Origin of the sequence: Chamaesiphon sp. GL140_3_metabinner_50 (assembly GCF_025361915.1) — a bacterium.
In the GTDB taxonomy this organism is placed as follows: Bacteria; Cyanobacteriota; Cyanobacteriia; order Cyanobacteriales; family Chamaesiphonaceae; genus Chamaesiphon.
Map to the genome: position 1 here is coordinate 1 of NZ_JANYJC010000292.1, position 16,780 is coordinate 16,780.

Genomic DNA, 16,780 nt, shown 5'->3' on the forward strand with positions numbered 1-16,780 from the left:
TGTCACAACCATCCTTCTTCGTGAGGAGTGGTTGAAGAAGTGATTGGACAATCTGCTGGCAGTTATCTCCAGTCTCATCACAATAAATCTTCTTCATTGAAAATAGTTGAAAGGTAATCAATTGGTCGTGAATACGACTAAAGAAGTGAGATAATACTCACTAAATCGTCTCACTCTGGCTGCCTAACTGTAGGTTAGAGAAGAGTTGTAAGCAAGAAACTTGTATTTTCCAAGTAAGTGTTTGCACGACAGTTATCTGTCACCAATATTTTAACGACCGTTATCTGTTATTACGACACTTAATTAGTCTCGAAGACAACAATGTGTCACCGATGACAAGCAATTAGTCACTGTACATGTAGCAAGCATTCTACTAAGCCGATGGCGAGATTTGAACTCGCGACCAGATGATTACGAATCAACTACTCTACCACTGAGCCACATCGGCAGGATGGGGTAAAATTAATATACCCAGCCAATAATTATAACCTGAATCGATCGCCACATGACAGAACTCAAACCAAAACCAAAACCCGATTCGATCGATCCAGAACTGTGGAGTCGGCTCCAGTCTGAAGCAAAGTCGCCGTTTCGAGGCTTGCGTCAGTTTGTGTACGTCAGTTGTGCGCTTTCTGGCGCAATCGGCGGTGTGGTGTTTTTCTTTAAGCTGCTTGCGGGTAGAGATCTCGAAGCAACGATTCCTAATCTCGCGCTTCAAGTTGGGGTAGTGGCGTTGATGGTATTCTTATTCCGGATCGATCGCGCTAAGGTTTAATATTTTCGATTTTGTTAAGGTTCTAGCTAAGTAGCTAAACGTCAATATTTATGAGATCTAAATCGTCTGAAGCATAGATGGTGGGCTTATTACGGATCGAATCTGATGCCGAGCCGATTGGGAAGAGGATGTTTTATGGTAATAGCTTGTCGATCGCGAGACTATAATCTTCATAAGATTTAACGCCTACTAGCGTTTCGACTTTTTCACCCGCTTTAAATAAAATCACGGCGGGGATATTTCTAATTCCCAATCGTTTGGCGAGATCGCGATTTGGTTCGACATCTAGCTTGAAAATTGCAGCTCGATCGCTATAGTCTACAGCTAATCGATCGATGATTGGTGAGACTAATTTACAAGGGCCGCACCAGGTAGCCGTGCAGTCTACTACTAACACATTTGCTGCGGCTAACCGCGATTCAAATTCTGATTCGTCTTGGATAAATTCAGCCATGTTTGCTTTACAGATATTTGAATTAAAGTCGCGGGTGTTAGGCAATCCTAGCATGTTGCTAAAGGTCAGGCGAGGATGGCTGGTAAGCCAACTTCTTTGGGCGTGACTAATTTACCCTCAAAACTCATGGCATAGTCCCCTATGGTTCTAGCTTCGGCAACCTGACGGCGGAGTTCGGCTCGATCGAACTCGTTATCTACGCCGCCGAGCAGATATACAATTAATTTAGCGGCTAAATCGCGTCCCGATACCAAAATTCGCTGCTTATTGGGGTCGTATAAAATTCCATACCACAAAGATTGGGGCAGATTAATATTACTAAATCCACCATCGGCATCATAGCGATCGAGTTTACGGAAAACCTCGGTTTCAGCCATTTGTTTTTTAAAAACCGCCATTCCTACCCCCTGCGCGAAGGCAACTTGTCCGACGGGGCGAAATAATAAGTGTCCCTCACCAGCATCGATTTCAAAACTAAATCGGCGTAATTTAGGGGTATCTTCGCCTTTTAAACGTCCGTAGCTGGTAAATTTAGCTAACCTGTCGAATAATCGATCGAACATGGCAATCCCGGCTGCTAATTCGGCTGAATTAGGGCGCAAGGGTACTAAGCCTTTTTGAGCTTTGGGTTTCCAGTGGGGAAATTGATATTGCAGATATTTAGCCGCCATATCTTGCAAGGCTTGAAGCGTAGTCAGTACGGTAGTCTTCGTTGCGACTGTAGCACTGTCCCAATTCACGCGGGGGCTACGACCTGGAGTATCTTTTAATAAGGGATGATTGACGGCAATATTCCGCGCGACGATCGCAAATCCGTCATTTTCATCAAGTTGGGCTAATTGTCCTTTACTCAAAGCGATCGCCATCAGATTAACATGAACGAAGATCGATCGAATCCGCCTGCGTGCCTCCAATTGTGTTTCGCCCTGCACGACTGCCGAGATAAATTCGATGCCGATCGTCTCCTGCGGTAAACTCTGTAAATACGCCGCTGATGTCCCCAACTCGTCTAGGCTAATTTTATGACCCACTGGAGTGCGATCCTTATTATATCGGGGCAATTCCCGCTGACGTAATAACTCCATCAATCCTTGTACGCCCATTAACCGATGTTGCCCATCGAGCGCGTAAATCCGCATCGATGCCCCGACATCTAATAACCCAAAATTATCATTACCATCCATCGGCATAAATACCGCCGCCGACTCAGTTGCTTTGCCCCCTCGCCCCCATTCTGGCGCATGGATATTATCCACCCAATCTCGATCGATCGTCACTAATACAGGTGGAAATTTATGAGTAGTGCGCGCGGCTAAATACTGCACCAACGCCGCTTGTCTGCTCCAGTCGAGAGGACGCTGTTGGATGACTTCGATACTCTCGCTATCGATGGCGATGTTCTTATCTTTGAGCTGGTGCTGCTCTGAGAGTAAACTCATCTCTGAGGCATATTTTACCCGATCGGCCAACCATTGCAGCGTGACAGAGCCGATATATGCCTCACTACCACCCATATGGGTACGTTGGACGAGGATTTGAGTGGCACTCGTGGTGGTAGTCTCGCTAGGTGGCATTTTCGGGGAGTGATAGACATTAACCCAACTACACTAACAGCTCGATCGCCATTGCAGATCGAGGTTTTTAAAAACTTAATAGTGGATAGCTTGCACTGAGCGTAGTCGTAGCGTAGCGTCTCCGTAAGGAGAAGTGTGGATAGTGGATAGTGGATAGTGGATAGGGAATAGGGAATAGGGGATAGCCTACCAGATCGTACCAGGTTGCAAAATTTAGTTTGGAACTTTCCATAATTTGCCTGCGTCAAACATAAGTAAGCAGGGCAAAATTCAACCCTGAGGCTCAACCAAAACAAAATTTAGATTTGGAACTGTGGTTGTCTAATTACAGACCGCACCAAAGAGTTAGTTGAGCAAATCTACTTAAAATGGAACACTCAAAATGAAAAACAAAATCGTTGCATTAGTTATGCTTTGCTCCTCAGTTGCGGCTCTTGGAATGGGTGCGCCAGCTAGGGCAGAAATGGGCAAAAACTCGATCGGCCCATCCGTTCTAATTGGTAACGGTAGCACAAATATCGGAGTTGATTCTAAGTTTGGCGTAAATGAAAGTCTCTCAATTCGCCCATATATCTACTTCCCTAGCGGTGGTACGCTCTTTGGTAGCTCGCTCACTTACGATTTTAACCTCACTAACACTGGTAATAAAGTTCAAATCACTCCTTATCTTGGCGGTTCTGTAGAAATTGCCACTGCTAATGGTAATGGTGGTGGTAGTGCGACTACGGTTGGATTCGTTGGTGGAGCTGACTTTGATGTAACTGAAGCTATTCAGTTAAAAGCATCCTTAAATGTACCTTTAAGCAGCAATGGTCGCTCTACAGATGTTCGGCTTGGAGCTGGTTTTAGATTCTAGGAATACGTCTGTAAGCAATTAAGTTCGGGGTTTAATTGATGCGAGCCTGCTCTATTCGAGAGTAGGCTTTTTATTATCTCGATCTTCCAGCCATAGCTCGTATAAATCGGGACGTTTCGATTGAGTTCGATCGAGTTGTTGCTGATATCGCCACCGAGCAATTTTCTCATGATTGCCAGACATTAATACATCCGGAACGCACAAACCCCGAAATTCTGCCGGACGGGTATAGTGAGGGTAATCGAGCAATCCATCTTCAAAACTATCGGCTTTAAGAGATTCTACTTTCCCAACAGTTCCGGGGAGCAATCTGGTAATACCATTAATTAAAGTCAGTGCGGGAATCTCTCCACAAGTTAGCACAAAATCGCCTAACGAAATTTCGCGATCGACAATATGCATTACCCGCTCGTCGATGCCTTCATAATGACCGCACAATAATACTAATTGGTCGTAATTATCCCGCAATTCGGCAAATAGAGCACGATCGATCTTTTCCCCCTGGGGACTCATTAATAGTACCTGTCGTCGGGGTAAGACTGGTAAGGATTCCACCGCTGCAAAAATTGGCTCTGGCTTAATTACCATCCCCACACCACCCCCATAAGATTCATCATCCACCTTCCGATGACGGTCGATCGTAAAATCGCGCGGATTGGTAATATGTACCGAGGCAATTTGTTTGGCTAAAGCTTTGCTGAGTAAGCCACAGCCCAACGGGGATGTAAAAAAGTCTGGAAATAAAGTAATAACATCAAAACGCATGAGAAAATAGCTTCGTTTTAGGTTGATACCCCTCCAACCCCCCCTTTATAAGGGCAGGGCTGATTCATTCGTTTTTTCAATCCTCCAATTAAGCGATTTCAATCTTTAGTTGTGGATTTCTTAGCTCGAAATCGCCAGTTAATCATCAAAATCCTCAATTATTGGCTCGAAATCTCCGGGTGTCGATCTTGACAATCTACGCCTATGAGGGGATGAATCAGCCCTGCTTTATAAGGGGGGGCTTATCCGTCTCCCTCCCCTTTCTAAGGGGAGGGCTGGGGTGGGGTAAAGGACTACGCATCATCACTAATAGACTTGCATGTACACCGTAGTCCCTCTCCCTGAGAGACTGGATATTGAACTATGCTGCTGTCAATCTGCTAGCCGCAAGCTGTGGCAACAAGATTTCTAATTCTAAATCGGCGGCGGCGGCGGCTAATAAATCGAGATCTTGAAGAGTGGGGAGATAGGGAATACAACCGAGAACGGGGGTGCTGGTGAGCGATTGAATTAATTCAGCGGGGGCAAAATTGGCGATTTCAATATCGGTAAGCGGTTGAGGGCAATTGAGGACAATTCCGCGCAGATTCACGTTGTATTGCCTTGCTAGGGCGACATTAGCGACGGCGGTGCCGATCGAACCCAACTTGACTGGTACGACTAGAACTGTTGCCAGCCTCCAATCTCTGGCTAAATCGGCGACTACTAGCTCGTCGGTTATCGGCGTACCCAATCCGCCGATTCCTTCTACTAAGACAAAATCGGACTGTTGACGCATCCGTTCGAGGGCTTGCCAAGCAACGGCGAGGTCGATATGTACGTTGGTTTGAGTAGCGGCGATGGGGGGTGCGAGGGGTGGTTCTAGATAAATCGGGTTAATATCGGCGATCGATCGATCGAACAATTGACTGTAATATTCACGATCGCCTGTACCGCACTGAATCGGCTTGAGCAGCCCCCATTTTTGAGAGGGATGATACTTTTGACCATAAGCGATTAATGCTGCGGTCAAGACGGTTTTACCCGCCTCTGTGTCGGTACTGGTAATTAGAAGCATGTAGATTGGATCGGAGTGTTAATTGGTATCGATTTCGCTATTTCCCGGCGTAGTCTTATTGCCGTCGGTGCGATTGGGTTGATTTGCGCCATTTTTAGCAGCAGGTACGGGGATGGCGACCGACGGTTCTGGTTGGGGTGTTTTTTCAGAATTATTCTGTTCGGCAGCAGGACTGCTAGATGGGCTGGGTTTGGGTTGTTCTGACTCGGTTTGACGAGCGCGGCGACGGGTGGGTGTGGTTTCTTCGATCGATTCGACTACCGATCGGCGTTCTCGGACTTGGGGGCTGGGCGATGCTTGGGTGCGCCGTCTGCGCCTGCGGGTAGGTTGTTCGGAGGCGGCGGGTGTGGGGGTGACGATCGGGGTGGGGCTAACAATGCCACTGTTATTGTTGGGTGTCGATACTGGGTTAGTCGGAATGGGCGCGATGCCATTACCTTCGATCGGGACGGGGGTTGCTGTGGGGTCAGTTGTCGCAGCCGGAGACGGGGATGGGGATGGTGTGGTGGTGACGGTTGGGGCGGTAGAAGGAAGTACGGCAAGTTGGGTGACGCTGAGTTTGTAGCCGAAGTTGTTACCGCTGAGTCCTTTAATCGGTCGTAGTTCGATCGTGTAATCGCCATCAGTCGGAATTTGACCCCGCCAACCTACGACGCGATCGGCACGATCGTCGATCGGTTTACCCGATGGCGATTGAATCGTCATCAGTACTTGAGTTGCGGCGGCTGGGGTTACTCCTGGTAGCGAGATGGGTGGATTGGTAGATGTGCTGATAGGGGATGGTGTCGGGCTGGATTTGAGGGGATCGATCGGACTATTCAGCGATTTAGCCGGATCGGTACTTACACTGGGGACGAGCTGAATATCTAGATTCTGACCTGCTTGGGCTGCAATCCGGTAAATGACTGGTTTATCGGCTGAGATCGTCCCTTCTTTGACGATCGCTCGATCCAGTTCTGGTTGGATTGTCTCGCTAGCAGTCGGATTGGAACTGGTACTGGTACTATCGGTGGGAATGGTGGGATTATTGAAGTCAATTTGTTTGGGTGGCGTACTGGCAACGGGATCTGGTGTCTGGCGATGTAATAACGAACTCACGCCAAACCACGATCCGACTCCAGCTAATAGGGCAATCAGCGCGCCGACGGGAATAAAGACGATCGGTTTTTCCCAAAGTGATTTAGCGTTGAGATTGGTAAGTGCCGAGCGACCTTCCTCCGGCTCGTCGGGATTAGTTTTAGTGCTACCTGATGCTACAGTCGGCATGGTAGACGGGCGGTTACCAGCAGCGGAGAGCGTTTGTGCTGGCTGATGTTCGCGGATCTCAATCGATTGGAGATCTCGTTCTACTTCGAGCGCAGATTGATACCGATCTTCGGGTTGTCCGCTCAACATTCGACCGAGAATCGTGGCAAATTCGTCGCCGATGTGCGTCCATTTGCGCCATTCCCAGTTCATCCGATCGTCTTCAAATAGCGCGCTGGGTTCTTTGCCAGTCAGCAGCACAACTGCCGTAACAGCCAGTGCGTATAAGTCTTGATTCGGCTCCACTCTACTGCTATAGAGTTGTTCTGGGGGTGTATAGCCTTGATGCCAAATTACAGTGCAGGGCGGTTCTTTTAATTTTTTGGCAAATTCTGCGAATACGCCAAAGTCAGTCAGCATGGGCAATCGATCTCGATCTGCACAAATAATCCGGCTGGGACAAATATCTCGATGGGTCGTCCCTTTACTATGTACGTAGCCGATCGCGGGTAAGATTTGTAATAAAAATTCCCAAACTTCGGTTTCGCTAAATGTCTTACCGAGATCGCGCCGCTCTTCTAGCAGTTGGGCGTATGTTTGACCCGGTACGTAATCTAAAATTACAAAAATCCGATCTCGCTCTTCAAATGTCCCCCAAAATCGGACGAGCTGGGGATGTTGGAGTTGATGGAGCGGTGCGATTTCGCGTTTGAAAAATTCTTGAGCCTGCACCAAGGCATCATTAGATTGGGTGGTCGGAATAATTTCATCGATCGTACAATTCGCATCATTTCGACCGCGATCGATCGCCAAGTATCTCCGCCCCAAATTCCCCTCTTTAAGCAGATTGAGGATGCGGTAACGTTGCTGCAAAAGGGTCTCTGGGGCAATTGGTAGCATACGATGTACTCGCTCAAAATTATGGCGAAGGGAACTATGACTGAATCTTGAGGCTAGAAATTAAAGATGGTTGAGCCGATCGGTTAGTTCCTCCAAAATCGATTGCGCCTCACTAATGTATCCTACTATCTTTTCTCGCCGACTGTAGATCCGATCGTCAGTTTCGCTCCTTACTCCTTACTCCCATCTATTTCTTCCCTCGCCGACGTTGGATCGTCCGATCGATGCCACCCATATTCAGATAAGGATCGAGCGATTGGAGTGCTTGTGCGGGCAAAGCCGAATTACTAATATATTCTAGAGTTCGATCGTTTTTGGTAACTGTAATTTTCCAAGGTACATAACCAACCGCTTGAGATTGAGAACTAAAAGTCACTTGCTGACGATCGATTTGGAGTTGAATTGTGATGGATGGATAATCATCACTGCCTACTATATGAGGACGATATGTCCCCATTTGCAGCGGTGTTTGGGCTAATGTTGCCAAAAACTTGGCACTTGCGGCTGCTGGAATCGTAACTTTAGTTGTTTGCTGTTGATGAATTCCGGCTGCACCATAACCACCAACAGCAACGTGCGCGTTACCGATGAATTTTTGCCGTTCTCGGCGTAGCTTATAGTGACGCAACACGGGCGTAATATCTGAGTAGCCATTCCAGTTATTCTGGATTTCTACTTTGTCGGCTTGCTGTAAAGCCGCGAGGCTGGGCGGCTGTAGAACCAGAGGTTGACTTTGTGCCACCCGCTCGACCTCCGAATGATTACAACTACTGCATAGTAGCAATAATAAAAGTGACAGTTTTTTGGACATAGACCAAATCCAGTTATTGCCCGAATTGGTAAGATCGCATCTTGCACCAGGGGAAGGGGGAAGGGGGAAAACAAATTCCCGATTTCATCTCGAAATCGGGAAAATCTTCGTGTTAGTAAGCTCGCCTAATCTTCAGCAAAGATGTAGCGACGCAGTTCGCTGGGATCTGGTTCGGGACTGTTTTCAGCAAATTCTACAGCATCATCGACAAGATCCTGAACCTCGCGATCGAGTGCAGCTAGTTCCTCGTTAGTTACTAGCCCTTCGGTCGTGAGATAATTTGCTAATTTCTTAATCGGATCGCGGGCGAACCAGAAATCTTTTTCTTCTTTAGGTCTGAGTTCGTCGGGATCTGCCAAGGAGTGCCCGCGAAAACGGTATGTAAGGGCTTCAATTAGGGTCGGCCCTTCTCCAGCACGAGCGCGGGCGACGGCCTCTTTAGCGACGCAGTAGACGGCCAGTACGTCCATGCCATCGACCTGTACCCCATGCATCCCAAAGGCAGCACCTTTAGTATAAATTTCGGGCACCGATGTCGCACGTTCGTGAGACATGCCGATCGCCCACTTATTATTTTCGACGACATACAGCATCGGCAACTTCCACAACGCTGCCATATTCAGGCATTCAAAAAATTGACCGTTATTGGCAGCCCCATCGCCGAAGAAGCAAGCCGAGACTAAATCGGAATTTTCGCCGAGCGCATCGCGGCGATATTTACTGGCAAAAGCCGCTCCAGTGGCAACCGGAATCCCTTCAGCGACAAAAGCATACCCGCCGAGTAACTGATGTTCTTTAGAAAACATGTGCATCGAGCCACCGCGCCCTTTGCTACAGCCTGTCTCTTTACCAAATAACTCCGCCATCACCTCACGTGCGGGTACGCCAGCACTCAGCGCGTGAACGTGATCGCGATAAGTACTAGAAACATAATCTTCACCAGGACGCATCGCTTTGATTACGCCTGATGAGACGGCTTCTTGACCGTTATATAGGTGGACAAAACCAAACATTTTGCCCCGATAATACATTTCTGCACACTTATCCTCGAAGAATCGACCGAGAATCGTGTCGCGGTACAACATCAAGCCTTCTGCTTTGGTGATTTCTCCCGACTTTGGCTCAAATGCGGGTAATGTTCTCTCTTGAACCATTAGTTTGTTTTATCCACTCGTGTGCGATCGACATTGTCGCCTATTTCGGCAGTAGTGACTAGTCCCCCAACCAAACTCACCAAATAAAAAAGATCCTAACTCCCAATCCTCACACCCCTCACACTCCCATCGCCCATCGCCCATCTCCCATCTCCCTTCAAGTACATCACCACTACTGTTTCCTAAAGTTGTGATGTTATGCTATGTTTGTTCGTAAGTTTTTAACAAATTAGCATTAACTAGCGTCTGAATATAGCGTAACCTTTTGTCCGAGTGCGTGTTACCAGATTAACTTCAAGTTCGACGAGAGCGAACCCGTGGCTAAGTCGCTGGTAACTGTTAAATGTATCGTTCGTGGTGTATTAGGTGAACTGTGCGAATCCCGCTTGACTATTATCAGATTTTGGGCGTGCCGGAGAGCGATCTGTCGGGGCTAGAGCAGGCATATCAAGATCGCCTGCTGCAATTACCCCAACAAGAATATTCCGATGCCGCGATCGAGTCTCGCAAACGACTGATTACCGTGGCTTATGAAATATTAAGCGATCCCATTGGGCGCGATGAATATGCCGCAGCTCAACGGGCATTGACAGTGGAGCCAAGTAGTGCGGAGCGAGCAGATCGATCGTCTGTCGCACTTTATCGTCGCCCAGAGCTAGATATTGCTACCGAGCATTTTCTCGGCGGATTATTGATCCTGTTCGAGCTGGGCGAGTATGAAGAAATTAACAGTATTTGTATGCCCTACCTGGGTAACAATGGGCGTGGTAGCAATAGTGGTAGCCTGCACCCGCAGCCGCCAATTTCGATCTCTCCCAGTGGCAATTTACGACCGGATCCACTCGCCAAAATCGGGCCGTTACCGCTCAACAAACTCAAACATACCGCCACTGGCAGTCAGATTATCCCGCTCAAGCCAGATATCGTGCTGGCGATGGTTTCATCTTTTTGGCAATTGGGCGAACGCGAGTGGCGAGATGGCTGCCATGAAGAAGCCGTAATTCATTACGAAACTGCCAAGAAAATTCTGACCCAAGAAGATTTGTTTCCCCAAATTCAAGGTGAAATAGATCGTAAGCTCGATCGGCTGCGACCTTATCGAATCTCGTCTTCGATTTCATTATCGCTCGATCGGCACGACCTCCGCCGCCAAGGAATTCAGTTTCTAGAAGAACTTTTAGAAAGTGCTTGCATGAATGAGGTTAAATGTCAAGAACGTTTCGCCCTCAATAGTGAGAGTACGATCGCCTTCGTCCACGAAAATCTGCCATACCTCACAGCAGCCGAACAACGCAACCTATTCAGTCAGTTAGCCAGAGACTCCCATCAATTGGGATCGAAGGCGTTAAACGTCATGCAATTGGCATGTACTTACCTTCACGTTCATGCTTTAATCGCCCAAGGATTTGCCTATCGCAATCCCCAATCGATTTATACCGCCCAACAAATCCTCCAGTATCGGCTCAGTCAACGCATCGATGTGACACTCGAACAAGCAATCTGCGCCCTACTACTAGGACAATTAGAAGAAGCCAATCAAATTCTAGCCACAGCACCCGAATCAGCCCCATTAATCGTCATCCGCCAACAGTCTCAAGGGGAAAATGACTTGCTCAGAGGGTTGCTTTGGTACGTTGAATCGTGGCTCAAAGATGAAGCCTTTCCCTGTTTTCGAGATCTCGCAGCCAGCGATCCTTCGCTCGATGCTTATTTTAACGATCGAGATGTGCAGGATTTTGCCGATCGAGTGCCTGTAAACGACGCTCGGACTGCTGGGTGGGCGACATCGACACCGAAACTAATCGATGTGCCCCCATCGGGCAATTTAGCTGCGACAGCACAACTAGCGGAGTCAGACACCGCCGCCGCTCGTGTCGAGCGATCGCTCATCGCCAAATCGGTACGCGGAGATCGACTCCCGAACCCGGCCTCAACATTACCATCAGATCGATGGGGCGTAAATAATATTAACCCAGCAATTCGGGTAGAACAAACACCACCAGAGCCGCCCCCAATTATTACTATTACGGCTGAAGAACCAGATCCAACGAAGGTAATTTATTTAGAAAGCGAACGTATCCGCCGTAGATCCGCACCTACAGCCAGAACGATCGACGGACAATTAGAGCGATTCGAGCTTGAAGATCGGCAACAGATTCCGCTCCCACTCGATGCCAGCAGTCAACTAGTACCCGCAGTTAAGCCAGGACAATTGATGGCAACCAGAACCAGCGTCAGAACCCGCCGTACCCGCCGTTCTCCCAATATTCCGCGCATATTATTAGTCGGAACGGGTGGCGTTACCTGTGTGTGGGGCGCAGTTTGGCTGGCAACTACCGCCGTTGGCATCTTGACGAAATCTCCCGCCACTACAGGGTCGATTACCTCAGCTCCTACCCCCCGCGTCCCTCAAAATCCTAACTTCACCAAACCCACAGCACCAGACGTTACGCCCGTCGCCACCGCCACCGCAGCTCTGACTCCCGACATCGCCCAAGCCACAATCTCTAAATGGTTGAGTGCCAAAGCATCATCCCTAGATCGAAATCCCCAAGTCGATCGGCTTTCAGAGATTTTAGCAGAGCCAGCTTTATCTAAAGCAACCGATCGCGCGCGCACCGCCAAAGCTGAAGGGGTTTATTGGCAATACAAACATCAAAATCCAGAAATTGCGTCGATCGATCGTGCTAATCCCACCGCAGACACAGCCACCGTCACTGCCAGAGTTCGCGAAGATGCCCAGTTTTATCAAGGAGATCGCCTCGATCCTAGTCGATCGTATTCCAAACAACTAGTAGTAAAATACAACCTCGTCCATCAAAAAAATGGCTGGTATATTAAGGATATGGGCGTAGTTAAATAGTCAAAACTCCCATCTGTCTTGAAAAGGTGCTCTACTTGGGGAAACAAGCGACGTTTTGGGGGGAAGCTTCCCCCCAAAAGCTCGCGCCCCTGTTCCCGCACTTTTCGCTCCGAACTCCCATCTCCCACCTCCCCGCTACCATTCATGCTCGATCGGCTCGTTCAGGCTTACACTCCACTGATTTGTTGGACGGGGTTGGGTATTTTGGTGGTGAGATTTCTACCCAAAGCTTTTCCCCATTGGCTGGGTAGAGGACTATACTGGGTCGGCGTACCGATCGAAATTTTCTCACTCGCTCGACAGACAATTTTTGACGAACGTGCGCGATTGGCTCCCACTATTACCATTTGCTCTCTGCTACTGGGTTTGAGCTTGGGCTGGATTAGTCTCCAAATCTGGCAAAAATTATTACCTCAACAGATCGAACATCCCACTGCTGGAGTCAAAGGCAGCTTACTGCTATCCTCAATGCTGGGGAATACCGGATTTGTCGGTTTGGCGATCGTGCCCTATTTTGTATCTGAGACAGATTTAAGCTGGGCGGTACTCTACAGCGTCACGCAAAATGTGTTTGGTACCTACGGATTGGGGGTGCTAGTCTCTAGTTATTACGGTCGTCAGGGCACTGGTACTAATCGGTGGTGGACGCAACTAAAAGATCTGTTCTGTGTGCCCTCTCTGTGGGGCTTTGCACTGGGTTCGCTCACTCGCAGCTTACCATTTCCAGAGTTTGTCGAATCGAGCCTTCATGCCTCGATTTGGGTGGTGATTCCGGGGGCATTTATTTTGATGGGAATCCGTTTGAGTCAGATTCAAGGCTGGCAAAGTCTCAAGCTGGCAGTAGTACCAGCTATTCTTAAAACGATCGTCATGCCGACGATCGTGGGTATTACCGTTTCGATGATGGGCATCAGCGGCGATCCGCGTCTGGGCATCGTGTTAATGTCGGCGATGCCTTGTGCTTTTGCCGGACTGATTTTAGCAGAAGAATACAATCTCAATGGTAATCTGGTCGCCAGTAGTATTATTGTCAGTACGCTAATTTTTCTGGTGATGATTCCGGTGTGGTTATACTTTTATTAGGGATGGAAGATGGGATGTGAGGCAGTAACTCATCCATAAAATCTCTACTTTAAAATCTCTTGTGAAATGAAGGCGCGTTTGATGAGAGCAAAAATTCGTTTACCTCTCTTGCAATAGCATTGACAGTTTTATAGTCGCGTCCCCCATAAATCTTTATTTTATATGAAACACCTTTCGATCTAATTTCTGCGCTGCTACTACCATAGCAATCAGGGTCGGAATAATGTCTGCCGAAAATGTCTTCTCTGTGGCAATTATTTATATCTACCGCTACGGGATTATGTATTTTAATTTCAGTCGGTTTAAGAAATTGTGATTTCCGAATCAGCGTACATTCAACACCTTCTAGCGAACGAGTACAGCTAAAATCAGTAGGTTCCATCTTGAACAATACACCCGTCAACAAAAAAATAATTACCATTCCACCTAAGAGAAGGCAATATATCAAGCCATCTAAAAATATATTGTTCTTGTGATAGTAACCCATAATTTTATGTTTGCTCACCAATCGAACGCGCCAAGACCCTAATCATGACTTCGTGAAGTACCGAGAACTTCTCACAACTTCGATCGATAATTAACATTGTCTGAACTATGATTCTGGATGATTAAAAGATTAACTATGATTGAAATCTAAAAAAAATCACAGTCCATCATTCAATCATTCTAATCACAGTTCAGACACTAATTTAATAGTGATTCCCTACCTTGCGATGGTGAACTGCTGTGAGCGAATCGGCTTTAGCTACCCGTCCGATATCGACGGTGCTGTAGACGATCCAGTGATCGTCGCCTTCCATGCGGCTGACGACTTCGCATTCTAGGTAGGCTAGCGAGTCTGCCAAAATGGGACAACCGTTGGAGGCTGGGTAAACCTTGATATTGGCAAATCGATCGGCTCCAGGCGGGAATCGTTTGAGGAAGTGTTTCATTAGGGGCTGATAGTTGCCCTCTTCTAAGATATTTAGCACAAACCTGTCGCCGACGTGCATTAAAGATTCGATCGCGCGATCTTTGGCAATGGCGATCGAAATTCCGGGCGGTTCGACGCTGGCTTGGGCAACCCAGGATGCTAGCATGGCACTGGTGGCTTCGCCGCGTTTGGCGGTGATAATGTATAAGCCGCCGCTGATGCGCCCCAAGGCTTTGTCGAGATCGTTATCGAGCGATTTCATCTGCTTGATGCTGCGATCGCGTGTCAGCCATTGTCCCAGATCTGTGCCTGCTTCTTCGCACACTTGGTAGGTATTTTCGCTGGGTGCGGTTTCGATCCGAATTGGCTCGAAGGCTTCGCGGACACCAATTTCGCGGAGTTTATTTCGCAGCAAGTAGATCGATTCGTCGTCGCCACCGCCGGATTCAAATAGTCCGAAGTTTTGTTTGGCGTTAATTGCGGCGAGGATCGTGCTGACTAAGGCTTGGGTTTGAGTCGCATCTGCACCCGATTGGGGGGGCATGGCGACGACTACGCCAGCGGCGATATTTACTAGTTCGCGGACTTCATGCGGATCGGATTCGCGTAAATCGATGAGTTCGACACCTACGCCTGTTTTGGAAATCCCTTGCCCGATCGAGTTAGCAATTAAATCCCCATACCCATACTCACCAATGTAAAATACGACTGCGGTAGTGGTGGCTTTTGCCTGAGTCTGGCTCCAATCCTGATACCGTCCGACGAGTTCGGTGATATTGTATTTTAATAATGGGCCATGTCCGGTGGCAATTGTCGCGATCGCAGGTAAGTCACCCATCCGCTTGATGGCTGCTAATACCGATCGAGCATTCGGCCCCATTAGGCAGTCGTAATATGTCTTATAATCAGAGTCAAGAATCGCCAGATCGTCATCGTAAATCTGGTCATCGCAATAGTGCATCCCAAATACATCGCAAGTAAATAGGGTTTGGGTATGATGGTCGTAAGTGAGCATCGTATCCGGCCAGTGCAGATTGGGGGCTGCGACAAATTCTAATTCATGTCCGTTACCTAAGTCCAATCGATCGCCACTTTTGACCATCATTTTGGTGTACGGCTGATGGATCAAGTTATCCAGAAATTGCATCGCCACTTTCACCGCGACGACAGTAATATTCGGATTCAGTTGCAATAAGTCTTTCACCAAGCCACTATGATCGGGTTCTGTGTGGCTGATGACTAAGTAATCGATCTCCGCAGGATCGATGATGCCCAACAGGGTATCGAGGTAAATCTGCCGAAATTTAGCGTGAGAGGTATCTACTAGCGCGACTTTTTCGCCCCGAATCAGGAAGGAGTTATAAGTAGTCCCATTTTCAAGCGCAAATTCGATATCGAACCTGTCCCGATCCCAGTCGAGCGATCTTATTACCGTCGTATCGGCAGCAATCTCTTCAACCTGCATTGTCAGGCGTTTTTGGATTTTGTCGGCTAGTACTACCATTGTAATTTACCTATGATTTTAAAATTATTTGGTGTATCTCTCTATTCTTACACGATTCGTTTGTAAATTTTTATCAAAAATACTATCGATCGCTTAACTCTTCCTAATCAATGATAATTCAACTATCGAGCGATCGGGAGGCGATCTCCAGCGCATTCATTCAAGAACAAGGTAATGGCAAGCTTCGTACTGAAGAACGGCTGGTAGTAGCAGAACTAGAGCGGATTGGCATCCCGATTACCTATTACACTGAAAAACGGATTCGGCGCAGACAGCTACCATTAAACGATCGATCTTTAGTCGTCGGCGATATGCCCTGTATTTTCGGCGCGTTAAAACAGCTCAAAATTCCCATACCGCTGCCTAATGATTACCCTGCATCGTTAACTAATTTCTTGCATCGGCGTGTCTGGAAATCGACGCTGGGGGGGTTGGAATTTGCGCTCCGAGACGGTGAGTGTCGATCGGTTTTTGCCAAGCCTGCAAGTCGTTGTAAGCGGTTTACAGGGTGCGTATTCGATTCAGAGTCAGATTTATATCGGGTGTATGGGGTGTCGCGCCATGAGGAGTTGTGGTGCGCGGAGGTGGTAACTTGGGCGAGCGAATATCGAGTTTATGTTGTCAATTCGGAAATTAGAAGTGTCGATTGGTACGCCGGAGATCGGGAAATCTCGATCGATCTCAATAAGGTACGTCGAGCGATTTTAGCGTTAGATACAGCAGGCGAGTCACTAGCTGGCTATGCGCTAGATTTTGGCGTACTCGCTTCAGGTGCGACAGCTCTAGTCGAAATGAACGATGGCTTTGCACTCGGAGCTTATCAGAT

Annotated in this window: 13 protein-coding genes and 1 tRNA gene; 5 read left to right on the forward strand and 9 right to left on the reverse strand. The window is 47.9% G+C overall.

Annotation, left to right across the window (positions count from 1 at the left end):
* Positions 1-376 precede the first annotated feature (376 nt).
* A tRNA-Thr gene (locus tag Q0R35_RS14190) sits at positions 377-448 on the reverse strand.
* 57 nt (positions 449-505) lie between these two features.
* Between Q0R35_RS14190 and Q0R35_RS14195 the strand changes: the two genes are divergently transcribed.
* Positions 506-775: a DUF3493 domain-containing protein gene (locus Q0R35_RS14195; RefSeq protein WP_295619482.1), complete on the forward strand. Its 270-nt coding sequence runs from the start codon at positions 506-508 to the stop codon at positions 773-775.
* A 133-nt stretch (positions 776-908) separates the two neighbouring features.
* Here the strand turns inward: Q0R35_RS14195 and Q0R35_RS14200 are convergent, their stop codons facing one another.
* Positions 909-1,229, reverse strand: coding sequence for a thioredoxin domain-containing protein (locus tag Q0R35_RS14200; protein WP_295619485.1), 321 nt, complete (start codon positions 1,227-1,229; stop codon positions 909-911).
* Positions 1,230-1,294: 65 nt separating this feature from the next.
* Positions 1,295-2,803, reverse strand: a complete 1,509-nt coding sequence (locus tag Q0R35_RS14205) for a DGQHR domain-containing protein (protein ID WP_295619488.1) — start codon at positions 2,801-2,803, stop codon at positions 1,295-1,297.
* A gap of 382 nt (positions 2,804-3,185) precedes the next feature.
* On the opposite strand from Q0R35_RS14205, the gene Q0R35_RS14210 reads away from it, so the two are divergent.
* Positions 3,186-3,659, forward strand: a complete 474-nt coding sequence (locus tag Q0R35_RS14210; protein WP_295619492.1) for a hypothetical protein — start codon at positions 3,186-3,188, stop codon at positions 3,657-3,659.
* A 51-nt stretch (positions 3,660-3,710) separates the two neighbouring features.
* Here the strand turns inward: Q0R35_RS14210 and trmD are convergent, their stop codons facing one another.
* From trmD to pdhA, 5 genes are all read right to left on the reverse strand, one after another.
* A complete protein-coding gene (gene trmD, locus Q0R35_RS14215; protein ID WP_295619495.1) occupies positions 3,711-4,424 on the reverse strand; it encodes a tRNA (guanosine(37)-N1)-methyltransferase TrmD in 714 nt (237 codons plus the stop codon).
* 361 nt (positions 4,425-4,785) lie between these two features.
* A complete protein-coding gene (gene bioD, locus Q0R35_RS14220) occupies positions 4,786-5,487 on the reverse strand; it encodes a dethiobiotin synthase (protein ID WP_366944896.1) in 702 nt (233 codons plus the stop codon).
* 12 nt (positions 5,488-5,499) lie between these two features.
* Positions 5,500-7,626 carry a serine/threonine-protein kinase gene (locus tag Q0R35_RS14225; RefSeq protein WP_295619501.1) on the reverse strand — a complete coding sequence of 709 codons (2,127 nt, stop codon included), beginning with the start codon at positions 7,624-7,626 and terminating at the stop codon, positions 5,500-5,502.
* Between the two features lie 187 nt (positions 7,627-7,813).
* On the reverse strand, positions 7,814-8,368 hold the full coding sequence (locus tag Q0R35_RS14230; protein WP_295619503.1) for a hypothetical protein: 555 nt from the start codon (positions 8,366-8,368) through the stop codon (positions 7,814-7,816).
* 194 nt (positions 8,369-8,562) lie between these two features.
* Positions 8,563-9,591 carry a pyruvate dehydrogenase (acetyl-transferring) E1 component subunit alpha gene (gene pdhA, locus Q0R35_RS14235; RefSeq protein ID WP_295619506.1) on the reverse strand — a complete coding sequence of 343 codons (1,029 nt, stop codon included), beginning with the start codon at positions 9,589-9,591 and terminating at the stop codon, positions 8,563-8,565.
* A 373-nt stretch (positions 9,592-9,964) separates the two neighbouring features.
* Here pdhA and Q0R35_RS14240 point away from each other — a divergent pair, with 373 nt between their 5' ends.
* Positions 9,965-12,454 (forward strand): IMS domain-containing protein, encoded by a 2,490-nt coding sequence (locus Q0R35_RS14240; protein ID WP_295619509.1) that lies wholly within the window; start codon positions 9,965-9,967, stop codon positions 12,452-12,454.
* 144 nt (positions 12,455-12,598) lie between these two features.
* Complete coding sequence (locus Q0R35_RS14245) at positions 12,599-13,537, forward strand: AEC family transporter (RefSeq protein WP_295619512.1); 939 nt, start codon at positions 12,599-12,601, stop codon at positions 13,535-13,537.
* A gap of 689 nt (positions 13,538-14,226) precedes the next feature.
* Here the strand turns inward: Q0R35_RS14245 and Q0R35_RS14250 are convergent.
* On the reverse strand, positions 14,227-15,954 hold the full coding sequence (locus Q0R35_RS14250) for a diflavin flavoprotein (protein WP_295619515.1): 1,728 nt from the start codon (positions 15,952-15,954) through the stop codon (positions 14,227-14,229).
* Between the two features lie 110 nt (positions 15,955-16,064).
* Between Q0R35_RS14250 and Q0R35_RS14255 the strand changes: the two genes are divergently transcribed.
* Positions 16,065-16,780, forward strand: a 716-nt coding sequence (locus Q0R35_RS14255; protein WP_295619518.1) for an ATP-grasp domain-containing protein, incomplete at its 3' end; no start/stop codon positions are given.

Coding starts and splice junctions, on each gene's coding strand:
- trmD (WP_295619495.1), bottom strand. CDS start 4,424: ATGCGTTTTGATGTTATTACTTTATTTCCAGACTTTTTTACATCCCCG.
- Q0R35_RS14200 (WP_295619485.1), bottom strand. CDS start 1,229: ATGGCTGAATTTATCCAAGACGAATCAGAATTTGAATCGCGGTTAGCC.
- Q0R35_RS14210 (WP_295619492.1), top strand. CDS start 3,186: ATGAAAAACAAAATCGTTGCATTAGTTATGCTTTGCTCCTCAGTTGCG.
- Q0R35_RS14195 (WP_295619482.1), top strand. CDS start 506: ATGACAGAACTCAAACCAAAACCAAAACCCGATTCGATCGATCCAGAA.
- Q0R35_RS14245 (WP_295619512.1), top strand. CDS start 12,599: ATGCTCGATCGGCTCGTTCAGGCTTACACTCCACTGATTTGTTGGACG.
- Q0R35_RS14225 (WP_295619501.1), bottom strand. CDS start 7,626: ATGCTACCAATTGCCCCAGAGACCCTTTTGCAGCAACGTTACCGCATC.
- pdhA (WP_295619506.1), bottom strand. CDS start 9,591: ATGGTTCAAGAGAGAACATTACCCGCATTTGAGCCAAAGTCGGGAGAA.
- Q0R35_RS14205 (WP_295619488.1), bottom strand. CDS start 2,803: ATGCCACCTAGCGAGACTACCACCACGAGTGCCACTCAAATCCTCGTC.
- Q0R35_RS14250 (WP_295619515.1), bottom strand. CDS start 15,954: ATGGTAGTACTAGCCGACAAAATCCAAAAACGCCTGACAATGCAGGTT.